The organism is Actinosynnema sp. NPDC059797, assembly GCF_042732085.1.
Classification (GTDB): Bacteria; Actinomycetota; Actinomycetes; order Mycobacteriales; family Pseudonocardiaceae; genus Actinosynnema.
On record NZ_JBHWIE010000162.1, the window covers coordinates 1 to 16439 of the forward strand.

Below are 16439 nucleotides of genomic sequence, written 5' to 3' on the forward strand. Positions count from 1 at the left end.
CTCAGACATCGCGTGTCCTCCACTCCGACACGGCGTGTCGTCCACTCAGGCACCGCGTGTCGCACCTCCGGGTCCGCATCGCCGGTCCCGAGTGCGCGACTCGCGGTGTCCGACTGGAGGACACGCGATGCCGGAGTGGAGGACACGCGGGGTTAGAAGGCGTTCAGGTCTAGGTAGGCGGCGAAGGTGCCCAGCCAGTGCTCGGCGTAGTAGCCGTGGCCGAAGACGTGGTTCAGGCCCACCTCGCGGTGTGATTCGGCCGCGTCCCCGGCCAACGGGGTGTAGCGGTGGGTCGGGGGGAGGGCGGTGGCGATCTCGCGCCACTGCCAGGCCCGGGACAGCGCCAGCCCAACCAGGTGGGAGCCGTAGGGGTCGCCGGGCTCGTCCACCGGCACCGGCTCGCGCAGCGACTTCCAGCGGGCCTCCTCCAGGTCCGGCAGGAAGGCCTCGAACCAGCCGGCGAACTCGGCCGGGGGCAGCACCCGGCGCATCAGGTCGGCCTCGGTCAGGCCGGGGGACAGGAAGTCGCCCGCGCTCGGCTCGAACCCGCCGTACCCGGCGTCCTCCCGGTGCCAGCGCAGCGCCGCCGCCGCGCAGGCCGCCGCCAGCTCCTCGTCACCGGCGGCACGCGCCGCGTCGAGCACGAGACCGGTGGCGAAGGCCGTGTTGCCGTGCGTCCCGGTGCGGACCGGCAGCCGCGAACCGACCACCTTCTCCAGGTACTTCTCGCGCAGCACCCCGCTCAGCGGCCGCAGCTCCTCCGCCCACGGCGAGCCCCACGTGCGCAGCTCCGCGTCCAGCACCAGCAGCCAGGCCCACCCGTAGGGTCGCTCCCAGAACCCGCCGCTCGGCCCGGCGAAGAACGCCGCCTCGACCCGCGCGTGCTCGGCGGTGATCAGCGAGTCGAGCACGCGCCGCGCCTCGTCCGCACCCGGCAGCCCCGGCCGCGACCGCAGCAGGCGCACCGCCAGCCACGTCTGGTGCACGCACGAGTGCCAGTCGAACGACCCGGCGAAGATCGGGTGCAGCTCCCGCTGCGGCACCAGCCCGGCGTCGTCCGCGATCACGTGCGACCAGTGCGTCGGGTGGTCCCGCTGGAGGTTCTCCACGGCCAACGACAGCAACCGGGCGGCCGTTCCATCATCCAACCGGGTGTCAGACATGAGCCACATCATGCCGAGGTGGACCCGCGTCCGTCTTGGAGTGTGGACAGCTATCTTTAACGTGTGAACTGGACCGTGGACGTGCCCGTGGACACGCTTCCCGAGCTTCCGCCCCTCCCGCCCGAGCTGCGCGCCCGGCTGGACGACGCGCTCGCCCGCCCGGCCGCCCAGCAGCCGGAGTGGCCGGACTCCGAGCAGGTGCGCCGCGTGCGCGCCGTGTTGGAGAGCGTGCCGCCGATCACCGTGCCCGCCGAGGTCGACCGCCTGCGCGGGCACCTGGCCGAGGTGGCGCGGGGCGAGGCTTTTCTGCTCCAGGGCGGTGACTGCGCGGAGACGTTCGCGGACAACACGGAGCCGCACATCCGCGCCAACGTCCGGACCCTGCTCCAGATGGCCGTGGTGCTGACCTACGGCGCGAGCCTGCCGGTGGTCAAGATCGGCCGCATCGCCGGGCAGTACGCCAAGCCGCGCTCGTCGGGCATCGACGCGCTCGGCCTGCCGTCCTACCGGGGCGACATCGTGAACTCCCTGGTCGCGACGCCCGAGGCGCGCGTGCCGGATCCCTCGCGGATGATCCGCGCCTACGCCAACGCGGGCGCGGCGATGAACCTGCTGCGCGCGATGACCACGGCCGGCATGGCCGACCTGCACCGCCTGCACGACTGGAACAAGGACTTCGTGCGCACCTCGCCCGCCGGCGAGCGGTACGAGGCGCTGGCCGGCGAGATCGACCGGGGCCTGCGGTTCATGTCGGCGTGCGGCGTGAACGACATGTCGCTGCACACCACGGAGATCTTCGCCTCGCACGAGGCCCTGCTGCTGGACTACGAGCGGGCCCTGCTTCGCCTGGACACCGGTGGCGACCAGGCGAAGCTGTACGACCTGTCCTCGCACTTCCTGTGGATCGGCGAGCGGACCCGCCAGCTCGACGGCGCGCACATCGCGTTCGCCGAGCTGCTGTCCAACCCCATCGGCCTGAAGATCGGCCCGTCGACCACGCCGGAGATGGCGGTCGAGTACGTCGAGCGCCTGGACCCGCACAACCAGCCCGGCCGGCTGACCCTGATCAGCCGCATGGGCAACGGCAAGGTCCGCGACGTGCTGCCCCCGATCGTGGAGAAGGTCACCGCCTCCGGCCACCAGGTCATCTGGCAGTGCGACCCGATGCACGGCAACACCCACGAGTCCTCCACCGGCTACAAGACCCGGCACTTCGACCGGATCGTGGACGAGGTGCAGGGCTTCTTCGAGGTGCACCGCAGGCTGGGCACCCACCCGGGCGGCATCCACATCGAGCTGACCGGCGAGGACGTCACCGAGTGCCTGGGCGGCGCCCAGGAGATCTCCGACACCGACCTGGCCGGCCGCTACGAGACCGCCTGCGACCCGCGCCTGAACACCCAGCAGTCGCTGGAGCTGGCCTTCCTCGTCGCGGAGATGCTCCGCGGCTGAGGCCTGACGGCTGGGGCCCTGCGGCTGGGGCCCTGCGGCCGGGGCGAGTCGGTCCCGAACGAAACGGCCCCCCACCTCCTCGGAGGTGGGGGGCCGTTCCACTGCCGGGGTCGGCCGGCCCGGGGTCAGAGGGCGATCAGCACGATCCGGGTGTCCTTGGGCACGCGCTGCCCGGCGCGCACGGACTGGTTGACCACCCGCGCCCGGCCCCGGTCGTTGAACTGCACGTCCACCTTCAGCCCGGCCCTCTCCAGCTCGCGCTTGGCCTCCTCGACCCGCTTGCCCTCGACCTGCGGCACGGTCACCGCGTTGGACGTGAACACGGTCACGCGCCGGTCGTTGCCGGTCACGTTCGAGCCGGCCGCCGGGTCGGTGCGCACCACCTTGCCCGCGTCCACGGACTCGGAGAACTCCGCCGGCCCCTCGACCGGCTCGAACCCGGCCGCGGACAGCTCGGCGAACGCCTCGTCCTTGGACTTGCCGGTCACGCTCGGCACGGGCTTGGGCTCGATGCCCTTGCTGATGACGATCGTCACCGTCGAGCCGATGGGCACGGGCGTGCCGGGCGCGGGGTCCAGGGTGAGCACCTTGCCCTTGGGCACGCGGTCGCTGAACTGGTCCTGGGCGGGGTTGAGCTGCGACTTCAACCCGACCGACGCGATCTCGCGCTCGGCCGCCGCCGTGTCGACGCCCGGCTGGACCTGCGGCACCACGGGCTTGCCGCCGGACACCACGAGCCGCACCAGGTCGCCCCGGTTGGCCTCGGTGCCCGCCGGCGGGTCGACGCTGATCACCTGGCCCGAGGGGACCGTGTCGCTCTTCTCGATGGACTGCGTGTACTTGAGCGCGGCGCCCTCGATCAGCGCGACGGCCGTGGACTCGTCCTTGCCGACCAGTTCGGGCACCTTGGTGACCCGGCCGATGGAGAACCACCAGGTCGTGACGCCGATCAGCACCGCCGCCACGACCACGACGCTGAGCCAGGTGATGAACTGGCGCTTGCCGCGCTCCCGCAGCTCCTGCTGGAGCTGCTCGGGCGTCTTCTTCTTGCGGGGTGGGCGGCGCGGTCTGGGCCTGGGCGCGGTGAGCGGTGCCTCGGGCGGCGGCACGAGGGCGGCACGGGGGATCGCCCGGGTGCCCTGGGGGCCGGCGGCGGGCGTCGCGAGGGGGTTCGGGCGGTGCACCGGCACGGTCGGCTCGGCGAACGCGGTGGGCGCGCCCACCCCGACCGGCGCGAGGTGCACGGTCTGCTCGGTCGCGGTCGGCGCGGGCACCTGCCGCGCGGTGGGGTCGTCGAGGACGACCCGCTGGGTCAGCGGTTCCCCGGCGGGTTCTCCGGTGGCTGTCCCGGGCAGCGGAGCGCCGGGCAGGGGAGTACCGGGCAGGGGAGTGCCGGGCGGTGGGACCCCGGGCACGGGGGTGCCGGGCAGCGGGACGCCGGACAACGGGACACCGGAGAGCGGAGCCGCGGGCAGCGGGACGCCGGCTGACGGGGTCCCGGTCAGTGGCGTCCCGGGCAGCGCGACCCCGGTCAGTGGCGCTCCGGCCAACGGCGTCCCGGGCAGCGGCACCCCGGCCTGGGGTGCTCCGGCCTGCGGCACCCCGCCCGGCCCCGCACCCGGCACCCCGCCAGGCACCCCGCCAGAAGGCATCCCACCCAGAGGCACCCCACCCAGGGGCACCCCGCCCGGCGGCGTCCCGGCGGGCTGCGGCACCGGCGCGGCGACGGGCGTCGGCACGTCAGCGGTCACCAGGCCGAGCTTGGCCCGGACCGCCTCCACCTCCGACAGGAACGAGTCGGCGTCGGCCGGCCTCAGGAACGGCTCCTTGCGGGTGGCCCGCCGCACCAGCTCCGCCACCTCGGCCGGCACCCCCGTCACCGGCGGCACCTCGTCGTTCACGTGCCGGTAGGCCACGGAGATGGCGTTGTCGCCCACGTAGGGCGGCGCGCCGGTCAGCATCTCGTACAGCAGCACGCCCGCCGAGTAGACGTCGCTGCGGGCGTCGGTGTTGCCGGTGGTCACCTGTTCGGGTGACAGATAGGCGACCGTGCCCAGGATTACCGAGTCGCTGGTGACGCCTGCCGTCGAGATCGCCCGGACCAGGCCGAAGTCCGCGACCTTCACCACGCCGCCGCGCCCGATCAGCACGTTCTCCGGCTTCACGTCCCGGTGCACCAGGTCCGCCCGGTGCGCCGAGGCCAGCGCCGCGAGCACCTTCTCCAGGACCGTCAGGGCGAGCGGCACGTCGAGCGTGCCGCGGTCGTTGAGCAGGTCGCGCAGCGTGCCGCCCTCGACCAGCTCCATGACCAGGAACACGCGGTCCTCGTCGACGCCCTGGTCGTGCACCTGCACCACGCCGGGGTGGTGCAGCTTGGCCGCGGCGCGCGCCTCGCGCTCGAACCGCGCGACGAACTGCGGGTCCGCGGAGAACCTGGGGTCCATGACCTTGATGGCCACGTCCCGCTCCAGGCGCGTGTCCACGCCCCGGTAGACGGCGGACATGCCGCCCCGCGCCAGCAGGGCGCCTACCCGGTAGCGCTGTTCGAGCAGCCCGCCGATCACGTTCGTCGCCGACCTTTCCACAGCCGTGGATCGTACGGTGGGTGGTGCCGACCGATTGCCGTGCGCTGGATGGTCCCACGCGCGCGTGTGGGTTCCGCGTCAAAGTCGCACGGAACAGGGGGTGTCGGAGGGGTGACCCGGCGGTGTACGGCCACCACCCGGTTGGCGCAGGGCGTTGCTCCCGTCGTTGTGGCATCGTGACGCACGTGAGTGCGATTCCTGCCGCTGCCGACGTGCTGGCTCCCGACCTGGAGGTCCTGAACCTGCCGGAGGTCGCCGAGCGCCTCGGCCTGCCCATCACCCGAGTCCACCAGCTGCTGCGCGACGGTCAGCTCCTCGCCGAGCGCCGCGACGGCGTGCTGGTCGTCCCCGCCCAGTTCCTCGCCGCCGGAGGCGTGGTCAAGGGACTGCCCGGCACCATCACGGTGCTGCGCGACTCCGGCTTCTCGACCGATGAGATCCTGCGGTGGCTGTTCACCGAGGACGAGACCCTGCCGGGCACGCCGATCGAGGCGCTGCGCGGCGACCGCGGCCGTGAGGTCAAGAGGCGGGCGCAGGCCATGGGTTTCTGACCCGCACCACACCGGAACCACCAGCCCCACGTCCGGGCAGCCCGCACGGGTTGCCCGGACGTCGTGCTCCCGGGGCCCGGTCCGGGGCGGGTGGACGCGCACGTCAGCGGCCCGAGGCACGGGCCACCAGGGCGCGGGCCAGGCCGGGCAGCGCCACGGCGAGCCGGCGCGTCCCCGGCACCGCCACCCGCCGGTCCAGCACCCGGTAGTCGGCCGCCGCGATCTCGTCCAGGATGCCCCGGTACAGCACCAGGGCGGTCCGGACGCACGGCCGCGACACCGGCGCGAGCATCGGCACGCCCACCTCGGCCTCCCGGTACACCGCCAGGGTGTGCGCCACGAGGTGCCGCAGCGCCCGCCGCACCCGGGGGTCCGATCGCCCGGTGCGCCGGCAGTCCGCCAGCAGCTCCCGGTCCACGCCGTGGGCGGCCAGCACGTCCTCCGGCAGGTACACCCGCCCCCGGTCCAGGTCCTCGCCGACGTCCCGCAGGAAGTTCGTGAGCTGGAACGCCCGGCCCAGCGCGGCGGCGGCCGGCTCGGCCTCCTCCCTCGGCACGACGGTCCCGAGGACCGGCAGCAGCTGGAGCCCGATGACGGCCGCCGAGCCGTGCACGTACCGCTCCAGCGCCGCGAAGTCCGGGTAGGACGTCACGTGCAGGTCCATCCGCATGGACGCGAGGAAGTCGGCGAACAGCCGGTGGTCGATCGAGTGGTCCCGCGCGGTGGCGGCCACGGCCACGACGACCGGGTTGCCGCCGGACCCGCGCCCCGCCAGCGCGTCGGCCAGCTGCCGGTCCAGCAGGTCCAGCTCGGCGGCCGGGTCGGCGGAACGCCCGTCGTCCACGATCTCGTCCGCGTACCGCGCGAACGCGTACAGCGCGTGCACGGCGAGCCGCTGCCGGGGCGTGAGCAGCCGCGTGGCCAGGTAGTACGTGCGACCGTGCCGGGCGTGCAGCTCGCGGCAGGCGTCGTACGCGGCGGCGAGGTCCGTCACGTGCGCGCGACCGCCCGCCGACGCGCGCCCGCGCCGGTGATCCGCTGGGCGGCGAGCCTGCCGGAGATCAGCACCGGCGGCACGCCCACGCCCGGCGTGGTGCCGCAGCCGGCCAGCACCGCGTTGTCCAGCACGAGGTTGCGCGGCCGGAACGGCCCGGTCTGGGCGAACGTGTGCGCGGCGGAGAACGGGGTGCCCGCGGCCAGGCCCATGGCGGCCCAGTCGCGCGGCGTGACCAGGTGCTCCACCTCGATCGAGTCCCCGAACCCGGTCAGGCCGCGCGCCTCCAGCGTGCGCACCAGCTCGTCGCGGTAGGCGGGGCCGACGCGTTCCCAGTCGATCGCCGACCGCCGCAGGTTCGGCGCGGGCGCCAGCACGAACATCCCCTGCCCGGGAGGGGCGGTGACCAGCAGCGACGGGTCGCTCATCAGCGTGCCGCGGCGGGTCAGCTCGGTGAAGGTCCGCTCCCACGCGGCCCCGAAGAAGATGGTGTGGTGCGCCAGCTCCGGCCACGTGCGCGTCACGCCCGCGTGCAGCACCACCGCCGACGGCGACCAGGTCACCGGCAGCGGACGGCGCGGGCGGTGGCCGAGCAGGCGGTAGGAGGTCGGCAGGTCCGGGGTGAGCACCACCGCGTCGCACGGGATGCGCTCGCCGTGGGCGGTGCGCACGGCGGTGACCCGGCCGCCGATCCGCTCCAGCCACGCCACCCTGGTCCCGTAGCGGAACTCGGCCCCGGCGTCCACGGCCGCCGCCGCCAGCGCGTCCGGCAGCGCCCTCATCCCGCCGCGCGGGTGGTAGACGCCCGCCACCGTGTCCATGTAGGCGATCACCGCGTACGCGGCCAGGGCCCGGCGCGGCGGCACCCCGGCGTACAGGGACTGGAAGGTGAACACGCGGCGCAGCCGCTCGTCGGAGATGAACCGCGCCACCGACGGTTCGAGCCGGGCGAACCCGCGCAGCGCGGTCAGCCGCGCCAGCCTCGGTGTGAGCAGGTCCAGCGGCGAGTCGAAGTTCGCGCCGATGAACTCGTCCCGCTCCACCCGGTACAGCTCGGTCAGCCAGCGGCGCAGCGCCCGGTACCCGGCGGCCTCGCGGGGACCGGCGAACCGGCGCACCTCGGCCTCCATCGCGTCGGCGTCGGCGTGCACGTCCAGCGCGGCCCCGTCGGCGAACCGGGCCCGGTAGGCGGGCTCGACGGGCAGCAGCTCCAGCCGGTCGGCCAGCGACTCGCCGACCGCGTTCAGCGCCTCGTCCACCAGCTCCGGCATGGTCAGCACGGTCGGGCCGGTGTCGAACCGGTACCCGCCCAGGTCCAGCCGCCCGGCCCGGCCGCCGGGCACGTCGTCGCGCTCCACCACGGTGACCCGCCTGCCCGCGCCGATCAGGTGCAGCGCGGCGGACAGCCCGGCCAGCCCCGCGCCGACCACGACGACGTGGTCGGTGCGACCCGAGACCTCCCGCATCGTCAGTAGGCCCGCTTCGTGGCGCTGACCGCCAGCTCGGCCAGCCGTTCCGCCGCCGGTTCCGCCACCGGCGCCCGGTCGAGCGCCAGCAGCGCCGACTCGGTCAGCTCGGCGATGCGCGCCTCGACGGCGGCCACCGCGCCCACCTCCTCCAGCTGCGCCCGCGCCGCGGCCACCGTGGCCTCGTCCAGGTCGGGGCGGCCCAGCGCGTCGTGCAGCACGTCCGCGCCGTACTCCATGCCCAGGGCGACCAGCAGCGTCCGCTTGCCCTCGCGCAGGTCGTCGCCCGCGGGCTTGCCGGTCACCACCGGGTCGCCGAACACGCCGAGCAGGTCGTCGCGGAGCTGGAACGCCACGCCGATGTCGGCCCCGAACGAGCGCAGCCCGGCCACCAGCTCCGGTGAGCCGCCGCCGATGGCCGCGCCCATGTGCAGCGGCCGCTCCACGGTGTAGGCGGCGGTCTTGAGCCGGTCGATGCGCAGCGCGGCGTCCGGTGAGGCGTCGCCGCGCGCCTGGGTCAGCACGTCCAGGTACTGGCCGGCCAGCATCTCGGTGCGCATGTCCCGCCACGGCAGGCTCAGCCGCTGGAGCGCGTCGGTGGGCAGCCCGGCCGCGAACAGCATGTCGTCCGCCCAGGCCAGGGCGATGTCGCCGATCAGCACGGCCGCGGCCAGGCCGAACCGCTCGGGCTCGCCGAGCCAGCCCTCGGCGCGGTGCCGCGCGGCGAACCGGACGTGCACGGTCGGGCTGCCGCGCCGGGTCTCGGAGGCGTCCATCAGGTCGTCGTGCACCAGGGCGCAGGCCTGGATCAGCTCCAGCGAGCTGACCGCGGTGAGGACGGAGCCCGCCAGCTCGCCGTCCGGGTCGCCGCCCGCCGCGCGCCAGCCCCACCACGCGAAGGTGGGCCGGATGCGCTTGCCGCCGCCGAGGACGAAGTCGGCCAGCGCGTCCACCGCGCCGGTGAAGTTCGACTCCATGCGCTCACCCAGTGACCGCCGGTCGGCGAGGTAGCCGGTCAGGGCGGCGTCGACGTGCTTGGGCAGTTCGAGGTCCAAAGGGTGGGGCGGCACGGTCCTATCGTCACCTTTGCGCCGCCCGGCCGCCCAACCGGGGGGTGGTCCAGCAGGTGGAAGGACTGTCCCACGCTGCGAACGTGCCTCTAGGCTGGTCGCATGACGTCCGTCATCGAGCGCCTGAGCGGGGGAGACCCCGTCTTCTCCGTCGAGTTCTTCCCCCCGCGCGACACGGCGGACGAGGCCGTGCTGTGGCGGGCGATCCGCGAGCTGGAGGCGCTCGACCCGGCGTTCGTGTCCATCACCTACGGCGCGGGCGGCTCCACGCGCGACCGGACGGTGCGCACCACCGCCCGCGTCGTCCAGGAGACGACGCTCGTGCCGATGGCGCACCTCACCGCGGTCGACCACTCGGTGGCCGAGCTGCGCAACGTCATCGGCTGGTACGCGGCCGTCGGCGTGCGCAACATCCTCGCGGTCCGCGGCGACCCGCCCGGCAACCCCGACGGCGAGTGGGTGGCCCACCCGGAGGGCCTGACCTACGCCGAGGAACTGGTCCGGTTGTGCCGCGAGCTGGGCGACTTCTGCGTGGGCGTGGCGGCCTTCCCGTACGGCCACCCCAGGTCGCGCGACCTGGACGAGGACACCGCGCACCTGGTGCGCAAGCTGCGGGCGGGCGCGGACTTCGCGATCGCCCAGCTGTTCCTCGACCCGGAGGACTTCCTGCGGCTGCGCGACCGGGTGGCGGCGACCGGCTGCGAGACGGTGCTGCTGCCCGGCCTGATGCCCCTGACCACGCCCCGGACGCTGGCCAAGTCGGTCGAGCTGTCCGGCGCGCCCATGCCGGCCGCGGTGGCACGCCGACTGGAGCACCTGGCCGACGACCCGGCGTCCTTCCGCGCGGCCGGTGTGGACTTGGTCACCGAGATGGGCGAGCGGCTGCTCGCAGAGGGCGTCCCGGGCCTGCACTTCTACACCTTCAACCGCTCGAAGGCGACGCGCGAGGTGGTGGGCCGACTGGGCCTGATCCCCGCCAGGGCAGGCACCCACTGACCTCGGCCCCACCCGACATCCCCGCGCCAACCAGGTCGGAGCCAACCAGGTCGGAGCCAACCAGATCGGAGCCAACCAGGTCGGAGTGGACGGCGAGGTGGGTGGTTGGCTGGGCTGGAGCTGGGCTGCCAGGTGGGAGGTTGGCTGAGCTGGATGCCGGATGCCGGATGCCGGATGCCGGGTGGTAGGTCGGTTGGGCTGAGGCCGGCCGCTGGGTGGGTGGTCGGGCTGGGTGGGCCTCCGGGTGGGGGTCGGTTGGGTTGAAAGCTCGGCCGCTGGGCGGGTTGGCCCGGCTGGAGTGGCCCGTTGGGTGGTGGGTTGGCCAGTCGGAGCCGACCACCGCGTTCAGTTCCTCATGCTCAGCTCCTCAACTTCCGCTCGGTCGCCGACTCCAGCGTCACGGCCAGCCGGTTCAGGCCGTTGATGCTGATGATCAGCGCCAGCAGGTCGGCCAGTTCCTTCTCGGTGAACGACTCGGCCGCCCGCGCCCACAGCTCCTCCGGCACGCCGTGCTCGCCGAGCCTGGTCACCGCGTCGGTCAGTTCCAGCGCCACCCGCTCGGTCTCGCTGAAGAACGTCGACTCCCGCCACACCGACACCGCGAACAGCCGCTGCGGGTTCTCGCCCGCCTTCATGGCGTCGGTGGTGTGCATGTCGACGCAGAACGCGCACCCGTTGATCACCGACGCCCGGAGCTTCACCAGCTCCAGCAGGGTGTGGTCGACGTTCTCGGCGGCGTAGGAGTTCAGTTCGAGCATCAAGCGGTAAGCCTCGGGCGCCACGGTGGCGAAGTTCATCCTCATGTCATCAGGACGAGGCAGCGACGCGGGGTGTGACAACCCGATCAGGCGACCAGGTTCCGCCGGTGCGACACCAGGGCCAGCACCAGCACGATCAGCGCCGCCCCGCCGGTCAGCCCGGCCACCAGCATGGTCCACCCGAAGTAGGACACGGCGTTCGCCCCGGCGTACCGGACGGTCGCGGTGATCATAGACGCCTGGCCCGGCTTCGGCGCCCACGCGATCGTGGCGTTGTCCTCTTCTCGCCCGTTCGTGTCGATCACCTCGCCCGGGAAGGCGATCTTCACCTGCACGTCCGCCCGCTCCGGCGGCACCTGGGTCAGGTCGACCGACCCGGACAGCGTCACCAGGTCGCCCGAGCGCCGGAACGCCAGCTGGTACCGGCTGGACGACGCGCTGGTGGCCGTCGCCAGGACCTTGACCTCGTCGAAGGTCAACGCGCTGAAGGACAGCCGCGTCCCCACGTAGTCGTCCTGGTGGTAGGGCTGGGTGGTCACCCGGCCTGCCAGCTCCTCCGGCACCTTCAGCTGCGGGCCGGGGTCGTTGTCGCGGGTGGGCGGGGTCGCGGCGGTGATCTCGCCGGACACGCGGTCGTCCTGCGACACCGCCATCGCGGCGTGCAGCCGCACGCACCCCGTCAGCGCGAACGCCGCGAGGAGGAGCACGGGCAGGAGGAGCGCGGAGGCCCTGGGCACCCGGCCATCCTGCCGGCAGCCGTCAAAAGTTGACCGCCGGGACACGATCGTGAGCCTGGCTAAATACCTGTCGGGGTGACAAGACCCGCGGGTAACGTGCGGCGCATGGCAACCTCCCCGGCCGGCGTGCACGGCATCAGCAACCAGTACGTCGCCGACTACGCGGCAGCGGACCCGTTGACGGCGACCTACATGGGCAAACCCGGCCACGACGACCGGATCACCGACTTCTCGCCGGAGGGGCACGCCGCCCGCTACGAGCTGTCGAAGAAGGCGCTCGCCGAGATCACCGCCGCCGAGCCCGCGGACGAGTCCGAGGCCGACGCGAAGGCGGTGTTCCAGGAGCGGATCGGCCTGGAGGTCGAGCTGTACGAGGCGGGACTGTCCCAGAGCAGCCTCAACGTCATCGCCAGCCCCGTGCAGTCGGTGCGCGAGGTGTTCGACCTCATGCCGGTCGACACCACCGAGGACTGGGAGGTCGTCGCCAAGCGCCTCGCCGCCGTGCCGGACGCCCTGGCCAACCTGCGCGCGGGCCTCGCGAACGCCGCCGACTCCGGCCGCGTGGCGGCGCTGCGCCAGGTCACCAAGGTCGCCGCGCAGTGCGACACGTGGGCGGGTCGCACCGGTGACGCGTCGTTCTTCGCGAAGCTGATCGCCGACGCGAAGGCGGACGGCGCGCTGCGCACCGACCTGGAGGCGGGCGCGAGGGCCGCCGCCGAGGCGTACGGCGACTTCGCCGAGTTCCTGCGCGCCGACCTCGCGCCGAAGGCGCCGGCCAAGGACGCGGTCGGCGAGGACGTCTACCGCCTCCAGTCGCGCTACTTCACCGGCTCCCGGCTCGACCTGGCCGAGGCGTACGAGTGGGGCTGGGCGGAGTTCACCCGCATCGAGACCGAGATGAAGCAGGTCGCGGACCGGATCAAGCCGGGCGCCACGCTCGCCGAGGCCGCCGCCGCGCTCGACGCCGACCCCCGCTACCTGGTGCACGGCAAGGACGGGCTCCGGTCGTGGATGCAGGAGCTGTCCGACAAGGCCCTCCAAGAGGTCCGCGACGTGCACTTCGAGCTGCCCGACGAGCTGATGAGGCTGGAGTGCCGCATCGCGCCCCCCGGCGGTGGCGTCGGCGCCTACTACACCGGCCCCAGCCCGGACTTCTCCCGGCCGGGCCGCATGTGGTGGTCCGTGCCGGGCGACAAGCAGGAGTTCTCCACCTGGCGCGAGGTCTCCACCGTCTACCACGAGGGCGTGCCGGGCCACCACCTCCAGGTCGCCACGGCCGTCTACCAGGCCGAGCGGCTCAACGAGTTCCAGCGCCTGATGTGCTGGGTGTCCGGGCACGGCGAGGGCTGGGCGCTCTACGCGGAGCGGCTGATGCGCGAGCTGGGCTACCTGGAGGACGACGGCGACCTGCTGGGGATGCTCGACGCGCACCTGTTCCGCGCCGCGCGCGTGATCGTCGACATCGGCATGCACCTGGAGCTGGAGGTCCCGCGCGGCACCGGCTTCCACGAGGGCGAGCGCTGGACCCCGGACCTGGGCCTGGAGTTCATGCTGACCCGCACCATCACCGACGCGGCGCACGTGCGCGACGAGATCGACCGCTACCTCGGCTGGCCGGGTCAGGCCCCGTCCTACAAACTGGGCGAGCGGCTCTGGCTCGCGGCCCGCGAGGAGGCCCGCGCGCGCCACGCCGGCACTTTCGACCTCAAGGAATTTCACTCCCGTGCCTTGGAGATGGGAGCCATGGGCCTGGACACTCTTCGTGAGCGGCTCGCGGAGCTCTGACCGGGGTGGTCGGGCGGTGGTGCCCGACCTCACGACGAGGTCACCCGACCCGGTGTTGGATGTGCGGGCGAGGAGAGGGGGAGGGATGAGCAGGCGTCCCATGCGCGCGGCGCTCGGCGTCGTGCTGGCCGGTGCGCTGCTGTTCGGCGCGGCCCCGGCGCACGCGCAACCCGGCGCGGTCTCGGACCGGGAGCAGTGGCGGATCCGGCAGGAGATGGTGGACCACGCCCTGCGCGAGGTCGGCCAGCGCGAGGGCCGGGGCAACTACTACCCGGAGAAGTACCAGTTGGCGGGCCAGGGGATCCTGCGCCCGGCCGAGTGGTGCGGCGTGTTCGTCAACTGGGCGTGGACCACCGCCGGCGTGCCGGACCGGCCGTCGATGCGGCCCGCGCCCGGCGGGTCGGTGCTCGACCAGGGCCACTGGGCGACGTACTGGCAGAAGTGGGGCAAGGCCAACGGCCGCTGGAAGGACATCGCCGAGCGGGACGTGGAGCCCGGCGACGCCGTCGTCTACGGCAACTACCCGGACATGCACGCGCACGTCGGCCTCGTGGTCGAGGTGAAGTACGACCGGACCGGCCGCAAGGCCACGCACGTCCGCACCGTCGAGGGCAACTTCGGCGAGCGGGTCGTGTACTCCAAGCTGCGCCCGATCGAGGGGCTCAACGCGGGCAGGTACCTGAAGGCGACGGGCTTCGTCTCGCCCTTCTAGGCGGTTCTCCCGGGCGCGGGTGGTCCCCATCGGGGCCACCCGCGTTCGTCATCCCAGGGGCAGCGCGCGGCCCAGCACCGCGAACGGGCGCGGGTCGCCGGTGAACTGGTAGTGCCGCAGCACGTCCACGAACCCCACCCGCCGGTACAGCCGCCACGCCTTGCTCGGTCCCTCCGGGGTGGACAGCAGCACCCGCGAGTTCGGCACGCCCGCCAGCAGGGTGCGCAGCAGCTGCTCCCCGATGCCGCGGCTCTGCGCCTCCGGCAGCACGTGCAGCTCGGTCAGCTCGAAGTAGTCGCGCATCCACTCCTCGACCGCGCCGGGCCCGGCCACCATGGTCAGCCCGTGCCGCACCTGCTCGTGCCACCACTGGCCCACCGCGCCGCGGTAGCCGTAGCCGATGCCGATCAGCTCGTCCTCGTCGCCGAGCGCCACCACGCACCGCCAGCCGTCGCGCAGCATGTGCGCCAGCCACATGGGCGCGCGCTGCTCGGCCGTGCCGGGCGGGTAGTTCATCGCGCTGACGTACAGCTCCAGCGCCTCGCCGAGCCGGGCGTTCAGCTCGCGCGCGGACAGCTCGACCAGCCGCCGGGCCGGCGCGGCGGTCACCGGGCGACCTCGGCCGGCGTGCCGCCGGTCAGCTCGACCAGACCCGCGTACGTGGTCGGGAAGACCGCGTGCGGGTGACCCGCGGCGGCCCACACCACCTCGTACCGCTCCAGGGCGGTGTCGACGAAGGTCCGCACGGGCGCGGGGTGCCCGACCGGCGAGACACCGCCGATCACCTGTCCGGTGTGCTCGCGCACGAACGCGGGCGTGGCCCTTTCGACGCGGTCCGCGCCCGCCAGCGCGGCCAGCAGGTCCTGGTCCGCGCGGTGAGCCCCGGAGGTGAGCACGAGCAGGGGCTCGGCGACGCCGTCGCGGACCGCCGCGAACACGAGGCTGTTGGCGATCGCGCCCACCGGCACGCCCACCGCGGCGGCCGCCTCGGCGGCGGTGCGGACGGCGTCGGCCAGCACGCGGATCCCGTCCGCCGCCTCGTGGTGCCCTGCTTCGGCCAGGACGGCGGCCACCTTGCGGATGCCGGGGTGGTCGAGTGCGCTCACCCGTTCATGAGACCACGCGGCTTCGGGTTGAGGAGTGGCGGGCTCGCAGGATAAGCTTGCGGCGCTCGAACGTTTGTTCGAGCTATGCCTTGGCGGTGGGGCGGGGGAAGCGCCCCACCGCCAAGTGCCGCCGTCTCCCCGCGGCGGTCGTCGCCGTCCGACGCCCGCGAGGAGGCCGCGAGAGTGACATCGACCTTCCCCCTCCCGATCTCCCCGCACCCGGTGCCCGGTCCGCCGGCCCACCTCCCGTGCGGCGAACGACCTGGCGCGCCCACCGGCGCGGTTCACTCATTCGGTCGACGAGATCACGTACGAGGACGGACTGTGAGCAGGGGACTGGTCGCCTACGACCGCCTGATCGACGTTGTGGAGCTGGAAGCCGAACGCCTGGCCGCGTCCGCCGAGGGGCAGCGCCCCGAGCGGCAGGTGCCCGCCTGCCCCGGGCTCAACCTCGGGGAGACCGCGAGGCACGTGGGCAGCACGTACCGGATGGTGTCGACGTGGCTGCGGGAGGGCAGCCAACCCCTGGTGTGGCAGCAGGACCCCGAACGGGGGCAGGAGCTGCCGGAGTACGTGCGCGGCGGGGTTCGGGACCTCGTGCGCGCGCTGCGGGTCCGCGAACCCGACGACCCGTGCGAGACGTGGTGGCCCGCCGAGCGCAACCACAACTTCTGGGCGCGGCGGCTGGCGCACGAGTCGACCGTGCACCGGATGGACGTCCAGGCCGCCGCCGGGCTGCCGGTCGACCCGGTCGACGACGACGTGGCCGAGGACGGCATCGACGAGATCCTGTCCCTCTGGCTCGGGCACCGGCTGGACCTCCTGGGCGTCCGGGGCACCAGGCAGGGCTCGGTGGCGATCCGCACGCCGGGCCGGACCTGGATCGCCACCACGGGCCCCGAACCGGCCGCCGCGCACCTGCTGCTGCCGGACGAGGGCCCCACGGCGGACGCCGAGGTGCGCGGCACGCCCATGCGGCTCTACCGCTGGCTGTGGGGTCGGATCCCGGACCGGGACCTGGAGCCGACCACCGGTGACCACGACGCGATCGCCCAGCTGTGGGC

Annotated in this window: 15 protein-coding genes and 1 pseudogene; 6 read left to right on the forward strand and 10 right to left on the reverse strand. The window is 73.6% G+C overall.

Annotated elements, in window-relative coordinates; translation table 11 throughout:
* Positions 1-152 precede the first annotated feature (152 nt).
* Positions 153-1163, reverse strand: a complete 1011-nt coding sequence (locus tag ACFV4N_RS27685) for a DUF2891 domain-containing protein (RefSeq protein ID WP_499675531.1) — start codon at positions 1161-1163, stop codon at positions 153-155.
* 63 nt (positions 1164-1226) lie between these two features.
* On the opposite strand from ACFV4N_RS27685, the gene ACFV4N_RS27690 reads away from it, so the two are divergent.
* Positions 1227-2615 (forward strand): class II 3-deoxy-7-phosphoheptulonate synthase, encoded by a 1389-nt coding sequence (locus ACFV4N_RS27690; protein WP_499675532.1) that lies wholly within the window; start codon positions 1227-1229, stop codon positions 2613-2615.
* 125 nt (positions 2616-2740) lie between these two features.
* Here the strand turns inward: ACFV4N_RS27690 and ACFV4N_RS27695 are convergent, their stop codons facing one another.
* The gene (locus ACFV4N_RS27695) at positions 2741-4186 is read right to left on the reverse strand and encodes a Stk1 family PASTA domain-containing Ser/Thr kinase (protein ID WP_499675545.1); all 1446 of its coding nucleotides are present in this window, start codon (positions 4184-4186) and stop codon (positions 2741-2743) included.
* A pseudogene (locus tag ACFV4N_RS27700) lies at positions 4169-5200 on the reverse strand (protein kinase domain-containing protein); the annotation flags it as partial. The pseudogene ACFV4N_RS27700 and the gene ACFV4N_RS27695, both read right to left, overlap by 18 nt.
* A 185-nt stretch (positions 5201-5385) precedes the next feature.
* On the opposite strand from ACFV4N_RS27700, the gene ACFV4N_RS27705 reads away from it, so the two are divergent.
* Entirely contained in the window at positions 5386-5751 is a 366-nt protein-coding gene (locus tag ACFV4N_RS27705; protein WP_499675533.1) for an Rv2175c family DNA-binding protein, read from the forward strand.
* 103 nt (positions 5752-5854) lie between these two features.
* On the opposite strand, the gene ACFV4N_RS27710 is transcribed toward ACFV4N_RS27705, so the two are convergent.
* The 3 genes from ACFV4N_RS27710 to ACFV4N_RS27720 are packed head-to-tail and all read right to left on the reverse strand — an operon-like array spanning position 5855 to position 9281.
* Positions 5855-6745 (reverse strand): phytoene/squalene synthase family protein, encoded by an 891-nt coding sequence (locus tag ACFV4N_RS27710; RefSeq protein WP_499675534.1) that lies wholly within the window; start codon positions 6743-6745, stop codon positions 5855-5857.
* Entirely contained in the window at positions 6742-8211 is a 1470-nt protein-coding gene (crtI, locus tag ACFV4N_RS27715; RefSeq protein ID WP_499675535.1) for a phytoene desaturase family protein, read from the reverse strand. Before crtI ends, ACFV4N_RS27710 begins: the two co-directional genes overlap by 4 nt.
* 2 nt (positions 8212-8213) lie before the next feature.
* On the reverse strand, positions 8214-9281 hold the full coding sequence (locus ACFV4N_RS27720) for a polyprenyl synthetase family protein (RefSeq protein ID WP_499675536.1): 1068 nt from the start codon (positions 9279-9281) through the stop codon (positions 8214-8216).
* A gap of 102 nt (positions 9282-9383) precedes the next feature.
* Between ACFV4N_RS27720 and ACFV4N_RS27725 the strand changes: the two genes are divergently transcribed.
* Complete coding sequence (locus tag ACFV4N_RS27725) at positions 9384-10277, forward strand: methylenetetrahydrofolate reductase (RefSeq protein ID WP_499675537.1); 894 nt, start codon at positions 9384-9386, stop codon at positions 10275-10277.
* Between the two features lie 359 nt (positions 10278-10636).
* Here ACFV4N_RS27725 and ACFV4N_RS27730 read toward each other — a convergent pair whose 3' ends face one another.
* Together ACFV4N_RS27730 and ACFV4N_RS27735 are read right to left on the reverse strand one after the other, a co-directional pair.
* Positions 10637-11080 (reverse strand): carboxymuconolactone decarboxylase family protein, encoded by a 444-nt coding sequence (locus tag ACFV4N_RS27730; RefSeq protein WP_499675538.1) that lies wholly within the window; start codon positions 11078-11080, stop codon positions 10637-10639.
* A 41-nt stretch (positions 11081-11121) separates the two neighbouring features.
* Entirely contained in the window at positions 11122-11772 is a 651-nt protein-coding gene (locus tag ACFV4N_RS27735) for an LppM family (lipo)protein (RefSeq protein ID WP_499675539.1), read from the reverse strand.
* Positions 11773-11877: 105 nt separating this feature from the next.
* On the opposite strand from ACFV4N_RS27735, the gene ACFV4N_RS27740 reads away from it, so the two are divergent.
* Both ACFV4N_RS27740 and ACFV4N_RS27745 read left to right on the forward strand, forming a co-directional pair.
* The gene (locus ACFV4N_RS27740) at positions 11878-13557 is read left to right on the forward strand and encodes a DUF885 domain-containing protein (protein ID WP_499675540.1); all 1680 of its coding nucleotides are present in this window, start codon (positions 11878-11880) and stop codon (positions 13555-13557) included.
* Between the two features lie 85 nt (positions 13558-13642).
* Entirely contained in the window at positions 13643-14269 is a 627-nt protein-coding gene (locus tag ACFV4N_RS27745) for a CHAP domain-containing protein (RefSeq protein ID WP_499675541.1), read from the forward strand.
* A gap of 48 nt (positions 14270-14317) precedes the next feature.
* On the opposite strand, the gene ACFV4N_RS27750 is transcribed toward ACFV4N_RS27745, so the two are convergent.
* Positions 14318-14878 (reverse strand): GNAT family N-acetyltransferase, encoded by a 561-nt coding sequence (locus ACFV4N_RS27750; RefSeq protein ID WP_499675542.1) that lies wholly within the window; start codon positions 14876-14878, stop codon positions 14318-14320.
* Entirely contained in the window at positions 14875-15375 is a 501-nt protein-coding gene (locus tag ACFV4N_RS27755) for a YbaK/EbsC family protein (protein WP_499675543.1), read from the reverse strand. Before ACFV4N_RS27755 ends, ACFV4N_RS27750 begins: the two co-directional genes overlap by 4 nt.
* A gap of 324 nt (positions 15376-15699) precedes the next feature.
* Here ACFV4N_RS27755 and ACFV4N_RS27760 point away from each other — a divergent pair.
* Positions 15700-16439, forward strand: a 740-nt coding sequence (locus ACFV4N_RS27760; protein ID WP_499675544.1) for a maleylpyruvate isomerase family mycothiol-dependent enzyme, incomplete at its 3' end; no start/stop codon positions are given.

Coding starts and splice junctions, on each gene's coding strand:
- ACFV4N_RS27685 (WP_499675531.1), bottom strand. CDS start 1,163: ATGTCTGACACCCGGTTGGATGATGGAACGGCCGCCCGGTTGCTGTCG.
- crtI (WP_499675535.1), bottom strand. CDS start 8,211: ATGCGGGAGGTCTCGGGTCGCACCGACCACGTCGTCGTGGTCGGCGCG.
- ACFV4N_RS27725 (WP_499675537.1), top strand. CDS start 9,384: ATGACGTCCGTCATCGAGCGCCTGAGCGGGGGAGACCCCGTCTTCTCC.
- ACFV4N_RS27730 (WP_499675538.1), bottom strand. CDS start 11,080: ATGAGGATGAACTTCGCCACCGTGGCGCCCGAGGCTTACCGCTTGATG.
- ACFV4N_RS27740 (WP_499675540.1), top strand. CDS start 11,878: ATGGCAACCTCCCCGGCCGGCGTGCACGGCATCAGCAACCAGTACGTC.
- ACFV4N_RS27745 (WP_499675541.1), top strand. CDS start 13,643: ATGAGCAGGCGTCCCATGCGCGCGGCGCTCGGCGTCGTGCTGGCCGGT.